Here is a 21,216-nt window from a genome sequence, read left to right as displayed (position 1 = left end):
TTCAGGCGAAATTGATATCGACCGAGCCAAACGGCCCGAAATCCGCGTGAATTTTGGTGCCCGAGGGGCATTCGACGGGGCGGATGAAACTACCGGACAGAATGATCTGCCCCGGTTCGATGCTCTGACCATATTGCGCCATGCGACGCGCCAACCAGACCACGCTTTCAACAGGGTCGTTCAACACACCAGCACCCAGACCGGTTTCTTCGATCTCATCATTACGGAAGGTAAGCGCCCCAACCCAACGCAGATCAAAGGCATCAACTGCGTGGCGTTCGGCACCCAAAACGATGCCTGCATTGGCGGCGTTGTCGCTGATCGTGTCAAAGACAGTGCGCGCCTTGCCGGTCTCGGAATCCACTCTTTGTATGCGAGTGTCCAGAATTTCTAGTGCAGGGGCGACGTAATCCGTGGCAGCGATGATGTCGTCGCGAGATACGTTTTCGCCACCAACGGCGGACTTCATAACAAAGGCGATCTCGGCCTCAATCCGGGGCTGAATGAAACGGCCTGCCGGAACGGTCGCGCCATTGTCAAACGCCATGTCATCAAACAAAATTCCACTGTCGGGAATGTCGATGTTCAAGGCATATTGCATCGCCTTCGAAGTCAGCCCAATCTTCCACCCGATCACCTTGCGCCCTTCGGCCAGTTTCTGGCGATAGATGGCGTTCTGAATCTCATAAGCGTCATCCATACCCATCTCGGGGTGCCGCAGGCTAAGCAGGCCGATCTGTTCGCGCCTGCGTTCGGCTTGCAACAATTCGGCGGCGGCTCGGGCGTGGTCTTCGGTCGTCATACCTGTTCGTCCTCCACCGTGTTGCGCAGGGTTCCGATACCTTCGACCGAAACCTCGACCACATCTCCCGGCACCAGGTATTTCGGCGGGTCGAACCGTGCCCCTGCCCCGGTTGGTGTACCAGTGACAATAATGTCGCCCGGCTGAAGCGTCATGAAGGTCGAGATGTATTCAATCTCGCGCCGGATCGGGAACATCATGCGGTTCAGAGTATCGTCCTGTCGAAGCTCACCGTTCACGCGGGTCTGGATGCGGGCATCATCCAGTTGGGCCGCGTCAGTGAACGGCACCAGCCATGGACCAATGGCCCCCGAATTGTCCCAGTTCTTACCTTGCGTGACATTGAACTTTGCGTGCCGCACCCAGTCGCGAATGGTGCCTTCATTGCACAAGGTCAGCGCGGCAATGTGATTGTATGCATCGTCCTGTGAAATGCGCCGACCAGTCTTGCCAATCACGATGGCCACTTCGCCTTCATAGTCCAGAGTGTGGTTTTCCGGTGGCCTGATCAGAGGGCGGTCATGACCGGTGAACCCGCTGGCAAAGCGCGGGAACAGCGACATGTACTTGGGCTGTTCGCTGCCATCTTTGTATTCGGCATTCCGGTCAGGGAAGTTTACGCCGACACACAGGATGCGGCGCGCATCTGGCATGACCATGTCATAGGTGAATTCGGTATGCGTGACGGCTTTGCCCTCAGCGGCCTCTGCAAGTTGCTCGAACGCCCCCGCGACAATCACCTCGTAAAGGCTGTCGTGATCGGGGAACGCTTGGTTCAATGCAATCGCACCGTCGTCAGTGATTGCTCCGAAAAACCGTTCCTCACCCGCTAAGAAAGTTGCAAACTTCATTCAAGTGTCTCCCACACGTCCCGGATCACTTCGGCTGCAATCAGCACGTCATCTCTGGTTGTATCGAATTGCCCGACCTGAAAGCGGATGATCTTGCGGCCGTCGAACATGCCTTGGGTGAGATAAATCCGGCCATCATCGTTCAACGCGTCGACCAACCGCTGCTGCATTGCATCGTCTCCCGGACACCGGAACGAAAACAGGCTTAGAATCGGGCCTGTCGTTATCTCGAACCCCTCCATCGCGCCGATCCGATCAACGAGCTCCTGCGCCCAAGTCACATGATTGCGGATGCGTTCGCGCAGTCCTTCCAATCCGTATGAGCGCAATAGAAACCAGATCTTCAACGCCCGGAACCTGCGCCCCAGTGGGATCGTCCACTCCGAGTAATTGGTCACCTCTGCTCCGGTTGTCTTGAGGTATTCCGGCTCGATCTTTAGCGTGTTGAGCTGCGGCGCGGCGTCCCGTAAGAACTGGATAGCGCAATCAAATTGCGCGCCCATCCATTTATGCGGGTTGAAAACAAGGCTGTCATAGCGGTCGGCACCCTGCCACAGGGCTTCGCGAAATTCAGGGCAGATCATGGCCGATCCGGCCCAGGCTGCGTCCAGGTGGGTGTAAAGGTCGTGTTTCTGCGCGGTATCTGCAACCGCCACCAAGTCATCACAGGCCCCAACACCGGTTCCGCCCGTGATGGCAATGATACCAGCAGGGACATGCCCGGCGGCTAGATCGCGTTGAATGGCAGCTTCAAGCTCGGAGGCGTCAATTGAAAAGCTGGTCCCCTGCGTGGGCAGCTTGACCAGATTGTCCTGTCCAATCCCCGCTACCCAGCAAGCCCTGTCGATGGACGAATGCACTTGATCGGAACAATAAATTCGCAGCGCTCCTTTGGTGTTCAAACCTTCGCGGTTGCCGGTAAAGCCCGTGGCCCGTTCCCGCATCGTCAGAACCGCCGACAAAGTGGCGGATGAGGCGCTGTCCTGAATAACTCCGGTCATACCTTCGGGCAGTCCAAGTGCCTGCCGCAACCAGTCGACCATGACGCCTTCGACCTCGGTCGCGGCGGGCGAGGTTTGCCACAACATGCATTGCGCCGCGATTGTCGTGACCAGCATCTCGGCCAGCATCGACGGGGGCGCAGCGTTGGCCGGAAAATAGGCAAAGAAGCGTGGGTGCTGCCAATGGGTGATGCCTGGCATCACGATCCGTTCGAAATCGGCCAAAATGGCATCCATCGGTTCACCCGCCTCGGGTGGGGTTGCCACAAGCTGGGCTGCGATTTCCCCCGGTGCGGTCTGTGCGCGCACGGGGCGTTCCGCAAGTGTCTTATGGTAATCGGCCGCCCATTTTGAAATGTGCTGGCCCCAATGCGAAAACGTGTCCCAATCCATGCGTTAGCCTTTTGTTGTCGCAGAAAACTCAACCCGCTCGACCCTGCGAGATACGCGGTCGTAACAAACCGATATGTTTCGATCTAATGAAGCAATCCGTGATGCCTGATGTCAGACCGAAAAGCTGACATTTGCCTGACCCGTGCCAGAGCTGCCAAAATATGGGGTGTAGATATCAATCTTACCCTTGTAGCTGCCCCAGCCCAGCGCCCCGAACAACAAGGCGGTGTCGTTCATCGCGCACTCTCCGGTGCATTTCTTGGCATAGTCGGGCAGCATTTCAAGGAACTCTTCAAAACGGCGTTGCTCCCATAATTCCAACACGCGCATGTCCATCTGGCGGTTGAATTCACCATTCACCGCATTCAACCCTTCGACCGATCGTTCATTCGGGGTGAAATCATGGCTGAGAGACCCTGATGCCAGAACAGACACGTTGCGGTCAGAACGCCGGATGCCTTCGGCAATGGCCTCACCCCAAACCCGGTTTTCCGCAATTGAAGAGAATTGATTGACAGCCACGGGCAAGACCCGCGCATTCACCCCTTCGTTGATGAAATGCATGGGCAACAGAGTTCCGTATTCCATACCCATATCTGGATGCGAATGACCCAGCGCGCGCTCTCCACGCTCGCGCAGAACATCAAGGATCGTTTCCCCCAACTCATGATCGCCGCGATAGTCAAACTCCATATCAGCCAACATATGCGGCAGTTCGTGACTGATGAATCGACCTTTGTGGTGCTCCTTAGTGTTAAGGTGAAAGCCCTGATTGGTGATCCAGTGGGTATCGAACACAATGAACGTCTCGACTTCGCGGTCTATCGCGTCCTGACGCAGGCGGGCATACCCATCAATGGCAGATTGCCGGATACCTTTGTATTTCGGCATCGTGTGGGACATCCAGATGCTGGGCACATGCGTTATTTTCGCGGCCTGTACGATCTTTCCCATGACGGTTCCTCCTAATGCGTTCTGGTGATCCCGTATCAGGATCTCCTGAGGGGTTTATTTCCCCAATTGCATGATCTTGTGCTGACCGGTGGCAAAACCGATGTGCTTTTGTTCCATATAGAACTCAAAGCTCCAATCCCCGCCGTCTCGCCCGATTCCAGACGCTTTGACCCCGCCAAAGGGCGTAGGCAGGTGACGCACGTTTTCTGAATTCACCCAAATCATCCCAGCCTCCAGCTTGTCTGTAAAGCGTAAGGCACGGGTCAGGTCATTGGTCCAGACATAGCCCGTCAAACCATAGGGCGTGTCGTTGGCAATCTGAAGCGCCTCCTCCTCGGTTGCAAAGGGGATCGAGGTCAGAACAGGTCCAAAGATTTCCTCGCGTGCGATGCGCATCTGGTTGGTGGCATCGGTGAACAAGGTCGGACGGATAAAGTAGCCTTCATCGCCCACCTTGACCCCACCGGCAGCAACGGTTGCACCGTCCTTTTTGGCGATGTCGAAGTAGCTGGTGACTTTCTTGTAATGCTCCTCGGTCACCAGTGGCCCAATTTCGGTCGCCGGGTCCAGCGGGTGACCAACCTTGATATTGTTCACACGCTCGACCAGCTTTGCCTCGAACTCATCCTTGATCGTATCTTGCACCAGTAACCGCGAGGATGAGGTGCAACGCTCGCCGTTGATCGAATAGATCATGAAAATCACCGCATCCAGCGCACGATCCAGATCGGCGTCATCAAACACGATCACAGGGTTTTTTCCACCCAGCTCCAGATGGTTGCGCTTATGCGTGTCCGCGCCCTGCTTGACGATAAGGCTGCCAGTGCGGCTTTCGCCGACAAAAGCAATCGCCTTGATCAGCTTATGTTCGCACAAGGCTTTGCCTGCATCGGGGCCAAACCCATTGACCGTGTTCAGCACGCCTTTGGGCAGCCCGGCCTCTTCGGCGATTTCCACCAGCAGGCGGGCCGTCAGTGGAGAGTCTTCAGCGGGCTTATGAACCACCGTGCAGCCCGCAGCCAGAGCAGGTGCAATTTTCCAGGTCGACAGCATGAACGGTGTGTTCCATGGGGTAATCACGCCAACTGGTCCAATTGGAACGCGCGTGGTCACGTTCATCAGCGTCGGGGATTTCAGATGTTGCCCGTCGCGCGCCTGAACCACCTGATCTGCAAAATACCGAAAATTCTCTGCCCCGCGCAACGCGGCCTTGGACATAAAGCGCAGCGTCTGGCCCGTGTCCCAGCATTCACACAGCGCGATTTCCTCGGCCCGGGCTTCGATAGCATCTGCAACGCGCAACAAGATGCGGCGGCGTTCGGTGGCAGACATGTCGCGCCATTCAGCAAACGCGGAATGGGCGGCCTTGGCCGCCGCGTCAATATCAGCTGCGGTGCCATGAGCAACATCGCAGATCACAGATTTGTCGACTGGCGAAGTGGATTGGAACACTCCCGCAGACCCGTCCCGATCCTCACCGGCAATACGATTGCGGATGCCGGTTTCTCTGAATCGAGCCAGAAAGCCTGTCAGTTTTTCGATGTTCGTATCCAGCGCACTCATGTTTCAGGTCTCCTGCGTGGTCGCGGCCAGATGGTCGCGGATCGTGCCGGTTTTAGGCGAAAGGTTGGGGTCGATGTCGCGCATCTCAAGCGACAGAGCGATGGAGTGTTGCGAAAGGGCGGACGCCAGATAGGCTTTGACCGCGTCAAATATACGCCGCGTCGCGTCCTGCTTGACGTCTTCCGACCGCCCTGCACGCAGGCGGATCGAGATATCAACAAATCCATGCGCCGGATTTCCATCCGCAATGGCATAGTGGTCCACACGCGTTGCGCGCACGCGAATGCCAGGCATCGGAAAGGTGTCGATCTCGGCAGCTGTTGCCCTTATGCATTCGCACAGGCCACCCATGTCGATCTTGTCTTCCAGGTTTCCGGAATATTCGACGTGGAAATGCGGCATGATTCCTCCCTCATTACTTAACATGTTTAGTATTTAATGTGTCCCACGTCAAGAGATTGCTTTGTTAATCTTTGCAATTTCCGAACCACCGCTCTAGAAGGCCGCATGACCACTCAAAGCCACACCAAGAGCACCGCCCGGTCCCTTCCTATCGCGCTGCTGCGTGCCCGTGAAACCGTCATGGCCCCGATCCGGGACATGCTGCAAGGCATCCAGATAACTGAGCAGAAGTGGCGGATCCTACGCGTGCTGGATGAACTGGGCGAAGTGGAACAAAGCACCATTGCGCACGAGGCTTGTCTGCTGCTTCCAAGTGTGACCCGCATCTTGCGCACGATGGAGGCTGATGGCCAGATCACTCGCCGCCAGGACAGTAACGACAAGCGCCGCACCATGGTCACGATCACGGATGCAGGCCGGTCCATCCTTAAGGAAAACCTGGCCACGTCACTTGCGATCTCCAGCAATATCGAGGCTCAGATGGGTCGTGAAAAGCTGGACCAATTGCTGGATCTTCTGGAAGAACTACAGGCCGTTAAAGTTTGACCTCGCCTTGAGCAGACGAGGCCGGTTGAACTCTCAAAGGGTCGACAGACCCGTATCCAACGCTGACAGGATTCTAGTCACATCATCTGACGTGATAATCAGCGGGGGCGACAGAATGATGTTGTTGCCGGAAACGCGCACCATTACGCCATCTTCGTAAGCCGCTTTCTGAATCTGCAACGGCAGGTGTTTGGCAATTGGGACTTTGGTCGCCCGATCAGAAACGAGTTCGAGCGCGCACATCAAGCCCTCGCCACCGCGCACGTCGCCGATCACGTCATGCTTTTCGGCCAGCTTCTGCAACCCGGCAAATAATTCATCCCCGCGCGCCGCTGCATTTTCCCAAACCCGCAGCCTGTTGATTTCGGACAAGGCAGCCAGCGCCGCTGCTGCTCCAACCGGATGACCAGAGTAAGTGTAGCCCTGATCGACCGATGCAAGACCCGTGGTGTCCTTTTCGAAGACTTCAGCGACAGAGCCCGAAATCATTGCCGCGCCAAACGGAAAGTACCCGTTGGTGATCGCCTTTGCTGTTGTCATGATGTCGGGCTGAACACCCCAATGCCGTGCGCCACTTTCGCTGCCGGTGCGGCCAAATGCGGTAATGATCTCGTCAGAGATCAAAAGAATACCGTGTTTGGAACACACCTCGCGCACCATGGGCATAAAGCTTTTGTGCGGAGGGATCACACCCCCTGCCCCCAGAACCGGCTCCATGATAAACGCCGCAACCGTGTTTGCCCCCTGAAACGCAATCTCGGCTTCCAACGCCTTGACGCAAAGTTGCGCCAGACGCTCGGGGTCCGTCTCATCAAACGGATTGCGATAGGTCCAGGGTGCGGGCACGTGGAAACAACCCGGCATCATCGGCTCATAGACCGCGCGAAACTTTTGATTGCCGTTGACGGATGCCGCCGCGAAATGGGTGCCGTGATAGCCCTGCTTGAGGCTGATGAACTTGGTGCGACCGGCATCGCCCCTCACCTTGTGATATTGCCGTGCAAGCTTCAGTGCAATTTCGACAGAGTCCGATCCGCCCGACGTAAAGAACGCGCGGGTCAAACCATCTGGTGCAAAAAACTGCGCCAGCTCATAAGACAGTTCAATGGCTTTGTCATTGCTGGTTCCGCGAAAGGTCGAGTAGTAAGGCAACGCGTTCAGCTGATCGGCAATGGCCTGTTTCACCGGTTCGCAGGAATAGCCCAGATTGACGTTCCACAGCCCCCCCACGGCATCCAGCGCTTTGTGACCATCAACATCGATAATGCTGACACCTTCACCGCCATTCAAAATGGTCGGCGGGTTCTTTTGACTGTCGGCAGGATGTGCCATCGGGTGCCAGAAATAACGGGCGTTGTTTTCCTTCAGAAAGTTCGAGTCTTTCATGGTGCGGGCCTCCGGAAGTATCGTTCACCCTCGGTCAAGGGTGGAATTCAGTGGGAAAAGTGTCGGGTAACTGACCGCCAAAATCGGCGGTCAGGTCCGTCGAAAGAGTGTGCAATGCAGACAGAATGGATGGCAGGCGGTCGTCGGTGGCGCGGCCTTCTGGCACAGCAATTGCAATGGTCCCCAGAGCGACTTGATCAATACCAAAAATCGGCGCGGCGTACCCAAAGACGCCTTCTTCGTAGCTGCCGTTGCTGTTGGCCCAGCCTGAGGCGCTGATCCGCGCAACCCGTTCTTTGATGATTTCAGGATCAATGAGCGTGGCGTCCGTGAAGCGCGCCTGCTCTTTGTGATCCAAATCTTCCATCAGACTGGGTGGGCCAAAACTGAGCATACAAAGACCCGAGGCCGTTGCATTGATCGGCAGGATCTCACTGGGGTCAAGGCTGACGCGCACGCTGTGCCGCGTTGTTTCAACCACCAATGCGGTTTGCAGCCCAGTCTTTTCCAATAGCGACAAATGCAGGCTTTCGCCAACGCTTTGCATCGCCATTTGCATTTTCTGGCGCGCACTTTCGATGCCTGGCCGCGCGATTTCACGCAGCGCTGCCAGGCGCAAGGCCGCCGGTCCGATAGCATAAGACTTGGTCATAGGATTCTGTTCGATCAGACCGTATTCCTCAAGCGCACGCAGGTGGCGCAGCGCGGTTGCCTTGTTCAATCCGGACAGTCGCGCAAAGTGACTCAGCCCGATTTCCGGTCGCGCGCTTGAAAAGTAATCCAGCATTTTTAAGGCGTTAAGGGCTGTGCCCATGTGTTTCGCTTCCTCTTACTCAGGGAATACTTGACAGAACTAACTTAACAAAGCAACATTATTATTGTTAACGCGGATCAAATAATGAACCACGTATGGGAGGAGTCAATGAAGAAATTTCTTACAGCTGCGGCTTTAGTGGCATCAGCTACCGCTGCACTGGCCGAGTACCCCGAAAAGCCGGTCAGCTTTGTGGTGCCGTGGCCTCCGGGCGATCTGGAAGATGTTCTGACGCGGATGATCGCCGATGAATTTCAAGCCATGTACGGCGTTCCAGCCGCTGTCGTAAACAAACCCGGCGGTGGCGGTGGTCCGTTCCCGGGTGCCGTCGAGGTGGCAACCGCCCCTGCGGACGGCTACACCATCGGGTCTTTTGTCATCGGCGTGCCAGTCATTGGTCCCGAAATCGGCATCCCCGAGCTCAACCCCAACCCGTTTGATCCCATCGGGATCTTCCTGACCTATCCCTTCGTGATCGCGGCCAGCAAGGATGCGCCTTTCTCAAGCTGGGAAGAGCTGGCGGAACACGGTAAGGAAAACGACGTCGCACTTGGCCATTTCGGTTCCGTTTTGCCACCGACCCAGGTGACCTTTGCCGCAGCCGTCAGCAGCGGGTTCGACTTTGCCAGCGAAGCCGCATTTGATGCGCTGGACTGCAACACTTTGGCATCGGGCGACGTCGACGTGATCAACACCACCCTTCAGCTTATCCTGCCCTGTCTGGATCAGGTGAACGTCCTTGCCAGCATCGGCGGCGAGCGGATTTCGCTGGTGCCCGATACACCAACAGTCGTGGAACTAAACCCGGATCTGCCTTTGGCCCTGTGGAACGGATTGTTTGTCCACAAGGACACCCCAGCAGACGCCCGCGAAAAAATTTCGGCGGCGGCTCAAAAGGCGCTGAGCTCTGACAAGGCCAAACAATTGGCCGAGGAAACCGGCGCTCTGATTTATTGGCAGGATCCGGATGCCTCCAACGCTCAGATCGAGCAGGACAAAGCCTCGTTCGCCAAGATCGAAGAGATCCTGGGCGAATAAACCGGAACGGGCCCGGCACGTTTTACACTGCCGGGCCTCTTTCCATCCAACAGGAGGCCACGATGATTGCAAAGACCTTGCAAGACATGTTCCGGCGCTATCGACGCCCCGGTGACATCGTGTTTGCCACGATGTTCTTCGTGTTCTCGCTGTTCCTTCTCAGCCAGCTTGGAAGCGAAACTCAGGTCGTCAAACGGACAAAGTGGTTTGCGCAGCCTGCTTTGTGGCCAACTATCGCGATCTGGGGCATGGTTGTGTTCAGCGGTCTGCATTTGCTGAGCTCATTCCTGTCACCACGTATTCCAGGCCGTTTGCGAGAGATCACGTTTTGGCTGAAATCGCTCGAATACGTTGTCTATTTTCTGATTTACGTTGTTGCTGTTCCATGGCTTGGGTACCTGCCCTCCACCATGCTGTTCGCCGCCCTTTTGACGGTCCGCCTAGGGTTTCGCTTGCCCGGGGCCTTTTGCATTGCACTCATCTTCGGCGCGGTGGTCGCAATCGTCTTTCGGGCGCTGCTGCAGGTGAACATCCCCGCGGGTCGCGTTTATGAATACCTGCCCGACGGGCTGCGCGCCTTTGCGCTGACCTATCTATGAGGCCGCAATGGACAATCTGATTTCCGGATTTGCAATTCTGGCCCAGTGGCAGGTCATGGTGGCGCTGATCATCGGCTCTGTCGGGGGCGTTATCATTGGCGCCTTGCCCGGCGTAGGCGCCGCCGTGGCCATCGCGATCCTGCTGCCTGCTACATTTGCTTTCGAACCCATCGTAGGTCTGACCCTGCTGTTGGGCATCTATGGGTCATCCATGTATGGCGGCGCGATCCCGGCCATTCTGATCAACACCCCAGGCACGGCCGTGAACGCGCTGACCACCTATGATGGATATCCCATGACCAAACGCGGCGAAGGCCATCGGGCTTTGTCGCTGGCCTATTCAGCATCGTTCTTTGGGGGTATTTTCTCGATCCTTTGCCTGATCGTTCTTTCGCCCGTTCTGGCATGGGTCGCCCCGCATTTCGGCAGTCGCGAGATTTTTCTGGCCGCTTTCATGGGTATTTTACTCGTGATCCTGGCCCATCGCGGACAGACATTTTCCGCCGCCATGCTGGCGTTTTTTGGGATTTTTCTGAACACGGTGGGGCTGGAGCCTGTCAAATACACGCGGCGTTTCACCTTTGAACAAACCTGGCTGTCGTCGGGCGTCGATCTGATCGTTGTTGTATTGGGCCTGTTTGCCATCAGTCAGGCGTTGCTTTTGCTGGTCGATAAGGAACACGCTCCTGGCGAAGCACATGTTCGCGGCAATATATTTACCGGCCTGAAGGAGCTTCTGGGCCTGAAGCGCATTGCCACCGTGTCGTCATCACTGGGCGTTCTCATGGGTATGGTGCCGGGCACCGGCGAATTCACGTCTCAGTTCCTGTCTTACACCTACGCTCAGAAAAGCTCGAAAGATCCCAATGCGTTTGGCAAAGGATCACCCGAAGGTCTGGTGGCGTCTGAGGCCGCCAACAACGCTGTTCCGGGGGCTGCAATGATCCCGCTTTTGGCGCTGGGCATTCCGGGTGAGGCTCTGACCGCGATGATGTTGTCGGTTTTCTACGTCCACAACGTGATCCCCGGCCCGCAACTGTTTGCGGAACAAATGGATTTTGTCATGGCGCTCTATATGGCGTTGATCCTTCTGAACGTGGTCGTTCTGATCTTTTTGCTGTTTTCGACCAATCTGTTGTTGAAACTCATTCAGATCCCTACCCGATTTCTGGGCATCATGATCCTGACCCTTTCTTTTGTGGGCGTGTACAGCCTGCGAAACTCGATCACCGATTGCGCGATTGCGGCCGGGTTCGGCGTTTTTGGCCTGATCCTGAAACGCCTGAACCTGCCGATCGTGCCCATCATTTTGGGTATGGTTTTGGGTGGCATCATGGAGGTCAAACTGCGCAGCGCCATGGCCCGTGTGAAATCACCGCTTGATTTCATCGACCGGCCCATCGCGGCAGTCCTTTTTGTGATGATCCTGGGGATCATACTGTTGCACATCCGCTCTCTGATCCAGGAACACAAGGACCGCGTCAAACCGCAACCGGTTCTCGACGAAGACACGACACAGCAAGGATAAAGCCTCATGGATCAGTCCTCGATTGACGCGCTGCGCACTCAGGCAATCGCTCCGCGCGGACACTTCATAAACGGCCGCTTTCAGGATGGTGAAACCGGTGCTCAGCATCAAGTGCATTCCCCAATCAACGGTCAGCCGCTGGCGGTGATCGCCGAAGGCAGTGCCGCAGATGTCGACGCCGCCGTACGTGCGGCGCGGGTATCGTTTGAAGATGGGCGGTGGTCACGACTGGCCCCTGCGGGCCGTAAGAAAGTGCTGCTGAAGCTTGCTGATCTAATCGAATCCCAAGCGCTGGAGATCGCTGTTCTGGGCGTTCGCGACAACGGGACCGAGATCAATATGGCCTATAAGGCCGAGGCACTCTCAGCCGCGGCAACGTTCCGGTATTATGCCGAAGCCATCGACAAGCTGTACGGCCAGATCGCCCCCACGGGTGACGACGTTCTGGGTCTGATACATCACACACCCGTCGGCGTAGTCGGCGCGATTGTGCCATGGAACTTCCCTCTGATGATCGGCAGTTGGAAAATCGCCCCGGCGTTGGCGGCAGGCAACTCCGTGGTCTTGAAACCAGCAGAAAGCGCTTCGCTCAGCCTGTTGAAAATCGCCGAACTGGCAGCTGAGGCCGGGGTGCCCGACGGCGTGTTCAACGTGGTGACAGGGCGCGGACCAGTCGTCGGCGAAGCGTTGGCGCTGTCGATGGATGTCGACATCCTTGTCTTCACCGGGTCCGGCGCAACAGGGCGGCGGCTTTTGGAATATTCCGCGCGGTCCAACCTAAAGCGCTGTTATCTGGAACTGGGGGGCAAATCGCCGAACATCGTCTTTGCCGATGCCCCGGACCTTACCGAAGCGGCCAAGATTTCAGCCGCTGGTGTTTTCCGCAATTCGGGCCAGGTCTGCGTCGCCGGATCGCGCCTGTTGGTCCAACAGGAGATTTACGAGGACTTCGTCTCCGAAATCACCCGCCACGCCTCAGCCTTTCGCGTTGGCGATCCGTTGGACCTGAATAGCCAGATCGGCGCGGTTCACAGCCTGTCCGAACTGGAGGCCAATCTGGATTTCGTGAGCACAGCCGAAGCGGAAGGCGCTGAGCGCCGCATAGGTGGAGCCCGTATTCTGACCGAGACTGGTGGTTATTACATGGCCCCGACGGTCATGGCCGGGGTGAAAGAGACCGACACGCTGTTCCAAAACGAAGTCTTTGGCCCTGTTCTGGCCGTCACGCCCTTCACGGACGAAGAAGACGCGATCCGTTTGGCCAATGCGACCGTTTACGGGTTGGCGGGCGGGGTCTGGACCTCGAACTTGGGCCGCGCGCATCGCATGGTCGCAGGCATCCGTGCCGGGGTTGTCCACGTGAACACCTATGGAGGCGCAGACCTGACTGTTCCCCTTGGTGGTGTTCGTCAGTCGGGCAATGGGCATGACAAGTCGTTGCATGCAATGGAAAAGTACTTCGATCTGAAAACCGCTTGGATCAAACTCTGACCGCCGAGAAGCAAGAGAGGCACAAATGACCAATAAAACAATCCTGTTGATCGGCACCTACGACACCAAAGAAGCCGAAATGCGTTTTATCGAAGACGCAATTCAAGCGCAGGGTGCTAATGTATTGACGACGGATGTGTCTGTTTTGGGCGATCCCTCTGCACCAACTGACATCTCAAAGCATGACGTGGCCGCAGCTGGTGGCATGACAATTGATGAGGTCATCGCCCAAGGAGACGAAAATAAAGCCTTCCGCATCATGTCTGCCGGGGCCGCCAAAGTGGTTGCACGGGCCTATGCCGACGGACGGTTTGACGGGATGCTGGCCACCGGCGGCACAATGGGCACCGACCTTGCGCTGGATTGTGCGCAGGCGCTGCCGATGGGCGTGCCGAAATACATTGTCTCAACCGTCAGCTTTTCACCGCTTATCCCGCCACACCGGCTGGCCCCCGATATTCAGATGATCCTTTGGGCTGGCGGGCTCTATGGCATGAATTCAATCTGTCAGTCCTCGCTCAGTCAGGCGGCTGGGGCCGTGGTCGGCGCGACAAAGGCCGCCATTTCACCGGACCGTAGCAAGCCACTGGTTGGCATGACCAGCCTGGGATCATCCTGCCTTCGGTACATGAAAACCCTCAAACCAGCACTGGAAGAGCGCGGGTTTGAAGTGGCCGTGTTTCATTCCACAGGTATGGGTGGCATGGCCTACGAAAAACTGGCCAGCGAAGGCGCGTTCGCCTGTGTTATGGATTTCTGCATGCAGGAATTTGGAAACCTCATGGCGGGCTCGGTCGTTTCAAGCGGCGAGGACCGGGTTACAAATGCCGGGCGCATGGGTATCCCACAGATGGTCGCCCCCGGCGCGCTGGATTTGCTGGATTTTGCAGGCTGGCAGGACATCCCCGAACACTATGCCGACCGGCCTTTCCACGAACACAACCGGCTGATCAAAAGTTCGGTCTTCAACGGAGCCGAACGGCGCGCCTGGATTCGGGAACTTGCCAATCGATTGGTTGCAGCAAAAGGACCAACGCATTTCTTTCTGCCACTGCAAGGCATCGAAGCCTGGGACAAGGAAGGTGAAGAGGCGCATGACCCACAAGCACTAGCCGAAATGATCGACGAAGCCCGCCGAGTGATGCCTGATCAGGTGCCAATGACCGAACTGGACGCCCATATCAACGATACCGCGTTCTGCGACGCCGTTTTAACGCTTTTCGACGATTGGGTCGAACGTGGTGTGATTACGTCAACGCCACATATTTGACTTTTCACGGGGCAGTATCGCCCTCATTGAAACATGAAATCTTCGGCGCGTGAATTCATAGGCTGCGCCACATCTTTGAATGAATTGCATTCACAAAAATCAGCTAATAATGGAATTGAGCTAAAACTACACCCTTCCTAAGATGCGCGGGAAAACACCTCATCAAGGACGCGCTCATGCGGCGAACACGATCAAGACGGGCTTCTGGTTCCGCGACGCCACAGATGACTTTACCGCCCCTTGGCGGTCGATTTATGCCGCTGGATAACAGCAAACTGGCGCATATCACCGATACCGCCTTCGACATTTTGGAAAAAATTGGTGTGTCCGGGGCACCTGAAGACATTCGCACACTGGCGTTAGAGAATGGGGCGACAGAACGGGCTGATGGCCGCATCACCTTTTCACGTACCTTGGTCGAGGACATAATCGCAAGAGCGTGTAAGCGCGTAGAACTGCCCGGTTTCATTCGGGACCGCGGGATCGAGGTTGGCGGCGGTCGTGTCCATATCGGTACCGGTGGCGCAGCGGTGCAAGTGCTTGACGCCGCCACAAATACGTTCCGCGACAGCACGTTACAAGACTTGTACAGCCTGATGCGCATCGTGGATGCCTGCGACAGCATTCACTATTCCCTGCGTCCCGTTGTGGCGCGGGATCTGGAAGACCCGCTGACGCTGGATATCAACACGGCTTTTGCCGCGATGAAGGCAACCTCGAAACCCATTGGCACAAGCTTTTTCGAGCCTGCCAACGTGACCCCCGTGGTTGAAATGTTCGATGCGGCCTTAGGCGGCGACGGCGCGTTCAAGGCGCAGCCCTTCTGTTTCGCATCCGTTTGTCACGTGGTGCCACCGCTGACGCTGGCCGAAGAGGCCTGCGGGGTGATGCGTGAATGCGTCCGATTGGGGATGCCGTTGCAGATCTGCTCAGCGGCGCAGGCGGGTGCAACAAGTCCGGCCGCGCTGGCTGGCGCATTGGCACAGGGTTTGGCCGAGTCTCTGGCCGGTCTGGTTCTGGTCAACATGATGCAGCCTGGCTTTCCATGTATTCTGGCGTTCCTGCCGTTCATTTCCGACCTGCGAACTGGCGCTATGACCGGCGGTTCAGGTGAGGCTGCTGTGGCCAATGCTGCCGCTGCGCAACTGCTTTTGAACCTCGGCCTGCCTTCAACCGTTTCAGCGGGCATGACCGATGCCAAGACGGCGGACGCGCAGTCGGGCTATGAAAAGGGTTATACAACTGCGCTGGCCGCACAGGGCGGCGCTGACATGATAAACTTGTCCGTGGGTATGCTGGGCTCGATCATGGCAGCCAGCAAAGAAGCTCTGGTGATCGACAACGACATGTGCGGTGCCATCCTGCGTTCAGTGCGCGGCGTTGAAATGTTCGAAGGCTCGATTGATCTGGACATGATCGAACAGGTCGTGACCGGCGAAGGGCACTTCCTCGGCACCGCTCAGACCCTGGATCTGATGACCAAGGAATACGTCTATCCGTCTCTGGGCGACCGCCAGAGCGTCAATGATTGGCTTGAAAGCGGTGCGCAAACCGTCTGGGACAAAGCCATAGCCCGCGTTGCCGAGATCGAAGCGCAGCCTGCGCCTTCCCACCTGCCGGCCGATATCGAGGCCGCCCTGCGCGCTCGCCTGCCCATCCATCTGAAAGATTAAACACATGAAAAGCCAAACCAAAGTTGTGATCATCGGGGGCGGCGCGGTTGGTGTCTCGACCCTTTATCATCTTGCCAAAGCCGGGGTGACCGACACACTGCTGATCGAAAAGAACGAATTGACCAGCGGATCGACCTGGCACGCAGCAGGTAACATCCCCACCTATGCCAACAGCTGGGGCGGCATGCGCGCGGGCAACTACGCCTTGCAACTGTATAAGGAACTGGCGGAAGAGGTCGACTATCCGATCACCTACCGCCACACCGGTGCGTTCTGGCCCGCCCACACGCCCGAACGCATGGACCTGTTCCGTCATCTTGTCGGCATCTCGAAAGGCTTGGGCTATGACATGGCGATGCTCACCCCGTCCGAAATGGACGACATGCATCCCTATTTCAGCTCGGGTGACAGCATCATCGGCGGGATTTTCGACCCGTATGAAGGTGACGTGGACCCAAGCCAACTGACTCAGGCACTGGCCAAAGGCGCGCGGGATCAGGGCGCGGCGATCGCGCGGTTCACCACAGTCACCGGCATTAGTCGCCGCGTGTCCGGCGAGTGGGAGGTTCAGACCGACAAGGGCAATGTTGTCTGTGACATCGTGATCAACGCCGGGGGCTATTACGGTCGTCAGGTCGGTGAGATGGTCGGCCAGAAACTGCCCGTTGTCACGCTGGAACATCAGTATCTGGTCACCGAAAGCCTGCCGGAACTTGAAGCCAATCCGGAAAACTTCCCGCTCGTCCGCGACCCAGACATCATGTACTACCTACGGCGTGAGCGGAACGGGCTGCTGCTGGGCTCATACGGTCACGAAGGCCGGCCCGCATGGCTGGACGGGATGCCCGATTGCTTTGCCAATCAGCTTTATCCCGACAGCGTCGACGACATCGCCGAAATCCTCGAAGCCGCATTGGAACATGTTCCGCTGCTGGGTGAGGCCGGGGTCAGCCGCTTCGTGAATGGTCCGATCCCCTACAGCCCCGATGGCGCGCCGCTTTGCGGTCCGGCGTTTGGTCTGCCGAACTTCTACCATGCCTGCTGTTTCCCGGTGGGTATCACCCACTCAGCAGCAGCAGCGAAAACCCTGACCGAGTGGATCACCGAAGGCGAAACCGAATGGGACATGTCCTTCTGGGACCCGCGCCGCTTTGGCGAGGAGTGGGCGACGTTCGACTATACTGTCAAACGATCAAGTGAGTTGTATGAGCACCAATACGCGATCCCCTACCCGCATCGCTTGTGGAAATCGGGCCGACCAGTGCAGACCACTCCGCTTTACGATACGCTCAAAGCTAAAGGTGCCGTGTTCGGACAGGTTGCCGGATGGGAACGCGCCTTCTGGTTTGAAACGGATCAAGTCAAGGATGACGGCCAGCTCAGCTTCCATCACGAGGTCTGGCACGATGCGGTCAAAGCTGAGTGCGAAGGCGTGCGCGACCGGGTTGGTGTGATGGATCACGGCGGCTTCACCCGGTATGAGGTTGAAGGACCAAAGGCCACCGAATTCCTCAATCATGTCTTCTGTGGCGCAATGCCCGCCGTGGGCCGGGTCAAGCTGTCCTATATGCTGACCCCCAAGGGCAAGATTTGGACCGAGGCCACGATTGCACGGCTGGATGAGAACAAATACCTGCTCTGCGGCCCGACTCTGGCCGATCAGCGCGATCACGACTGGATGTCGAAATTCCTGCCGGACGAGGGCGTGACCCTGACCCGAGGTTCTGATTTTGACGCTGCTCTGATGGTCATGGGACCAAAATCGCGCGAAGTGCTGCAACCGTTGACCGAGGATGATCTGTCCAAAGAAAACGCCCCTTGGATGTCGGTGCGCGAGATCACCATTGCAGGTGCACCGGTCATCGCGCTGCGGGTGTCTTACGTAGGTGAATTGGGCTGGGAACTGCACATGCGCAGCGCGGATCTGGTCCGCGTCTACACCGCTATCATGGAGCAAGGCGCAGTTCACGGTATTGTCGAGTTCGGCTCTTACGGGCTGAACGCCATGCGGCTTGAGAAAGGCTATCACGGCTGGGGCGCTGATTTCGGCATCGAATATACTGCCTTTGACGCCGGTCTGGATCGCTTTGTCAGCAAGAAGAAAAGCAGCTTTGTCGGGCGCGACGCGTTTCTGGCGCAGGCTGAGCAGCCGAAGGACTATCACTTCACCGCCTTCGTACTCGACGGCCACGGCGCTGACGCGCTGTCTTCCGACCCCATCTGCCGGGATGGAAAGCCGGTGGGCTATGTCAGCTCGGGCGGCACCGGCTTTCGCATCGGCCAGCGGATCGCTCTGGGCTATCTGACAGAGGCCGCGAAGCCTGGTGATGTGTACCAGATCGAAGTGCTGGGTGTTCCGGTCAACGCAACCGTGTCGAGCGTGCCCTTCTACGATCCCGAAAACGACCGGTTGCGGGGATAAGACCCATGGCGAAATCTCTTCCGACGGACGTTCAGGTCGCTATCATCGGCGGCGGCATTGTCGGCTGCGCGACCGCTTATCACCTCGCCAAGGCAGGCTGGTCGGTCGCCCTGTTCGAGCGCAAGAAACTGACCAGCGGAACGACATGGCATGCCGCTGGCTTGGTCAGCGAAACACAAGGCGTGCCGGTCATGTCGGCGTTGGCAAAGTACGGCCTCGACCTGATGGAAAACCTCGAGGACGAGACCGGGCAGAATACCGGGTTCAAGCGCAACGGCTCGATGACTGTGGCTCTGACCAAGGCGCGTATGGAGGAGCTGCGGCGCAAGGTCGACTATGCCCATGGATGCGGGTTGCGCGCAGAAGAGATCAGCCTAAGAGAGGCACAGGAGCGCTGGCCTCTGCTGTCCGTCGACGGTGCAAAGGGCGCGTTCTGGTTTCCCGGCGACGGCTATACCAACCCCATCGACACGACGATGGCTCTGGCCAAGGGCGCGCGGATGAACGGCGCGCAGGTTTTTGAAGATACCAAGGTCACCCGCGTTGTGATCGAAGGCGGGCGCGCTGTCGGTGTTGAAACCGCCGAAGGTCTGGTCCGCGCCGAGCATGTGGTCAACGCCACCGGCATGTGGGCACGCGAGTTTGGCCTGACTCATGGGGTGCAGATCCCGCTGCATTACACCAACCACTATTACGTGGTCACCGACCCGATTGAGGGTGTGACCGGAGACCTGCCTGTCCTGCGGGTGATGGATGAATACGCCTATTACAAAGAGGATGCGGGCAAACTGCTGATCGGCTGTTCCGAACCTAACGCGACCCCTTGGCTGCCCAAGGATGGCCTGCCCGAGACGTTCGAATTCGACGAACTGCCCTGCGACGAAGAACACCTCTATCCCATCCTTGAAGCGGCAATGGAGCGTGTTCCCACGCTGGCTGAATCCGGCATTCGCAAGTTCTTTAACGGGCCTGAGTGTTTTACCCCGGACGCCAAACACTATCTGGGCCGAATCTCGGATGTGACAGGCTATTGGGTCGCCGCAGGTTTCAACTCAACCGGGATCCAGAACGGCCCCGGCGCGGGCAAAGCTCTGGCCGAGTGGATCATGGCCGGTCACATGACCATGGACCTCACCGATGTGGACAGCCGCCGCATCGTGCCGGGCTTGAACGCGCGCAGCTACACCGCGACCAAGGCCGCCGAAACTCTTGGGCATGCCTATGCGATGCACTGGCCTTATCTTCGCAAGACTGAGGCACGTGGTTTGCGGCGGACGCCCTACTATACGCATCTACGAGACGCGGGCGCACAGTTCGGCAGCGCCAATGGCTGGGAACGCCCGCTGTACTATGGGCGCGAGATGACGGATGGGTTCGGACGCGAGCCGTGGTTCGACGATTGGCAGGCAGAACATCAGGCTCTGCGCACCGATCTGGGCTGCATCGACCTGACCTTTGGGCGGTTCATTGTCGACGGGCAGGATGCCGAGTCACAGATGCAACGGCTTTGCGGGGCCAATATGGCAGTTGCGCCGGGTGCTTTGATCTATACCCACATGTTCAACCCACAAGGCGGGATCGAAGCGGATGTAACCGTTGCGCGGCTTAGCACATCCCGCTATTTGGTCATGGCGTCTGCCGGAGCTGAACCGCAAACGGAATATTGGCTGAAAACGCAACTGACAGGCACCTCGGTTTCAGTTGTCAACGTCACCTCATCTGAGGCGACGCTGGCCCTGATGGGCCCGCGTGCGCGGGACTTCCTGGCCGGGCTGACGGACGCGGATCTGTCGAATGACGCCTTCCCCTTTGGATCTTGGCAATCCCTGCATGTTGGTCACGCGCCAGTTCGCGCCCAGCGGATCACCTATGTGGGCGAGCTAGGGTGGGAATTGCACATCCCGGCCGAGTTCGCGCAGCAGGTTTTCGAGACCATCATGGCCGCCCCTGAAGCGCCGCGCCTGTGCGGTGGCATGTCAGTAGACAGCTGCCGGATCGAAAAAGGCTTCCGCCACTGGGGCCACGACATCGGCCCGCATGACAGCCCGGTAGACAGCGGCCTGACTTTTGCATGTGACTTCAAAACTGACTTTACGGGTAAAGAGGCCATCGTTGCCCGCAAATCGGCAGGCCCCGAAAACCGTTTGCTGTCACTGCGGCTCGACGATCCAGACGCCCTGATCTTTGGAAAAGAACCCATCCTGTGCGATGGGGAAATCGTTGGGCGTTTGACCTCGGCCAGCTATGGCTGGAGCGTCGGTGGGGCCATTGGCATGGGCTATGTTTCGCGGCCCGAAGGCATGACGATGAAAGCTCTTGCGGCACGCAGCTATCAGGTGAAGGTGGCGGGACGGACTGTGACGGCACAAGCCAGCCTGCGCCCGCTCTACGATCCGGATAATGCCCGGATGCGCGGTTAAGCAAATCGGGAGAGGTGTTCGGATCAAATCTTGGTCCGAAAGCCTCTGCCAACCAATAGATGT

General features: G+C 57.6%; 17 protein-coding genes. 9 read left to right on the top strand and 8 right to left on the bottom strand.

The window, feature by feature from the left end:
• Window position 1: 1 nt before the first annotated feature.
• The 6 genes from hpaH to ACXADZ_RS21530 all read right to left on the bottom strand — a co-directional run bounded on the left by hpaH (window position 2) and on the right by ACXADZ_RS21530 (window position 5,966).
• A complete protein-coding gene (gene hpaH / locus ACXADZ_RS21555; protein ID WP_475199805.1) occupies window positions 2–802 on the bottom strand; it encodes a 2-oxo-hept-4-ene-1,7-dioate hydratase in 801 nt (266 codons plus the stop codon).
• A complete protein-coding gene (locus ACXADZ_RS21550) occupies window positions 799–1,653 on the bottom strand; it encodes a fumarylacetoacetate hydrolase family protein (protein WP_475199804.1) in 855 nt (284 codons plus the stop codon). The genes hpaH and ACXADZ_RS21550 overlap by 4 nt, the downstream gene beginning before the upstream one ends.
• Window positions 1,650–3,047, bottom strand: a complete 1,398-nt coding sequence (locus ACXADZ_RS21545; RefSeq protein ID WP_475199803.1) for a pyridoxal phosphate-dependent decarboxylase family protein — start codon at window positions 3,045–3,047, stop codon at window positions 1,650–1,652. The genes ACXADZ_RS21550 and ACXADZ_RS21545 overlap by 4 nt, the downstream gene beginning before the upstream one ends.
• Window positions 3,048–3,158: 111 nt before the next feature.
• Entirely contained in the window at window positions 3,159–4,001 is an 843-nt protein-coding gene (hpaD, locus tag ACXADZ_RS21540; protein ID WP_475199802.1) for a 3,4-dihydroxyphenylacetate 2,3-dioxygenase, read from the bottom strand.
• 54 nt (window positions 4,002–4,055) lie between these two features.
• On the bottom strand, window positions 4,056–5,564 hold the full coding sequence (hpaE, locus tag ACXADZ_RS21535) for a 5-carboxymethyl-2-hydroxymuconate semialdehyde dehydrogenase (RefSeq protein ID WP_475199800.1): 1,509 nt from the start codon (window positions 5,562–5,564) through the stop codon (window positions 4,056–4,058).
• A gap of 3 nt (window positions 5,565–5,567) precedes the next feature.
• Complete coding sequence (locus ACXADZ_RS21530) at window positions 5,568–5,966, bottom strand: 5-carboxymethyl-2-hydroxymuconate Delta-isomerase (protein WP_475199798.1); 399 nt, start codon at window positions 5,964–5,966, stop codon at window positions 5,568–5,570.
• Window positions 5,967–6,071: 105 nt separating this feature from the next.
• Here ACXADZ_RS21530 and hpaR point away from each other — a divergent pair, with 105 nt between their 5' ends.
• The gene (gene hpaR, locus ACXADZ_RS21525) at window positions 6,072–6,512 is read left to right on the top strand and encodes a homoprotocatechuate degradation operon regulator HpaR (RefSeq protein WP_475199796.1); all 441 of its coding nucleotides are present in this window, start codon (window positions 6,072–6,074) and stop codon (window positions 6,510–6,512) included.
• A gap of 33 nt (window positions 6,513–6,545) precedes the next feature.
• On the opposite strand, the gene ACXADZ_RS21520 is transcribed toward hpaR, so the two are convergent.
• Together ACXADZ_RS21520 and ACXADZ_RS21515 are read right to left on the bottom strand one after the other, a co-directional pair.
• On the bottom strand, window positions 6,546–7,898 hold the full coding sequence (locus ACXADZ_RS21520; protein ID WP_475199795.1) for an aminotransferase class III-fold pyridoxal phosphate-dependent enzyme: 1,353 nt from the start codon (window positions 7,896–7,898) through the stop codon (window positions 6,546–6,548).
• A 34-nt stretch (window positions 7,899–7,932) separates the two neighbouring features.
• Window positions 7,933–8,712 (bottom strand): IclR family transcriptional regulator, encoded by a 780-nt coding sequence (locus ACXADZ_RS21515; RefSeq protein WP_171648059.1) that lies wholly within the window; start codon window positions 8,710–8,712, stop codon window positions 7,933–7,935.
• Between the two features lie 108 nt (window positions 8,713–8,820).
• On the opposite strand from ACXADZ_RS21515, the gene ACXADZ_RS21510 reads away from it, so the two are divergent.
• From ACXADZ_RS21510 to ACXADZ_RS21475, 8 genes are all read left to right on the top strand, one after another.
• Window positions 8,821–9,750, top strand: a complete 930-nt coding sequence (locus ACXADZ_RS21510; protein WP_171176605.1) for a tripartite tricarboxylate transporter substrate binding protein — start codon at window positions 8,821–8,823, stop codon at window positions 9,748–9,750.
• 62 nt (window positions 9,751–9,812) lie between these two features.
• On the top strand, window positions 9,813–10,349 hold the full coding sequence (locus ACXADZ_RS21505) for a tripartite tricarboxylate transporter TctB family protein (protein WP_171176603.1): 537 nt from the start codon (window positions 9,813–9,815) through the stop codon (window positions 10,347–10,349).
• Between the two features lie 7 nt (window positions 10,350–10,356).
• Entirely contained in the window at window positions 10,357–11,877 is a 1,521-nt protein-coding gene (locus tag ACXADZ_RS21500; RefSeq protein WP_475199793.1) for a tripartite tricarboxylate transporter permease, read from the top strand.
• A 6-nt stretch (window positions 11,878–11,883) separates the two neighbouring features.
• Window positions 11,884–13,368 (top strand): aldehyde dehydrogenase family protein, encoded by a 1,485-nt coding sequence (locus tag ACXADZ_RS21495; RefSeq protein ID WP_475199791.1) that lies wholly within the window; start codon window positions 11,884–11,886, stop codon window positions 13,366–13,368.
• 25 nt (window positions 13,369–13,393) lie between these two features.
• Complete coding sequence (locus ACXADZ_RS21490) at window positions 13,394–14,638, top strand: Tm-1-like ATP-binding domain-containing protein (RefSeq protein ID WP_475199790.1); 1,245 nt, start codon at window positions 13,394–13,396, stop codon at window positions 14,636–14,638.
• 176 nt (window positions 14,639–14,814) lie between these two features.
• Entirely contained in the window at window positions 14,815–16,311 is a 1,497-nt protein-coding gene (locus tag ACXADZ_RS21485; protein ID WP_475199787.1) for a trimethylamine methyltransferase family protein, read from the top strand.
• Window positions 16,312–16,315: 4 nt separating this feature from the next.
• Complete coding sequence (locus ACXADZ_RS21480) at window positions 16,316–18,733, top strand: GcvT family protein (RefSeq protein WP_475199786.1); 2,418 nt, start codon at window positions 16,316–16,318, stop codon at window positions 18,731–18,733.
• A gap of 5 nt (window positions 18,734–18,738) precedes the next feature.
• Window positions 18,739–21,153 (top strand): GcvT family protein, encoded by a 2,415-nt coding sequence (locus ACXADZ_RS21475; RefSeq protein ID WP_475199784.1) that lies wholly within the window; start codon window positions 18,739–18,741, stop codon window positions 21,151–21,153.
• Window positions 21,154–21,216 lie beyond the last annotated feature (63 nt).

The organism is Ruegeria sp. ABM4_193, assembly GCF_056158705.1.
Note: the sequence above shows the minus strand (reverse complement) of the source record. Positions and strands in the feature narration are given on the sequence as shown.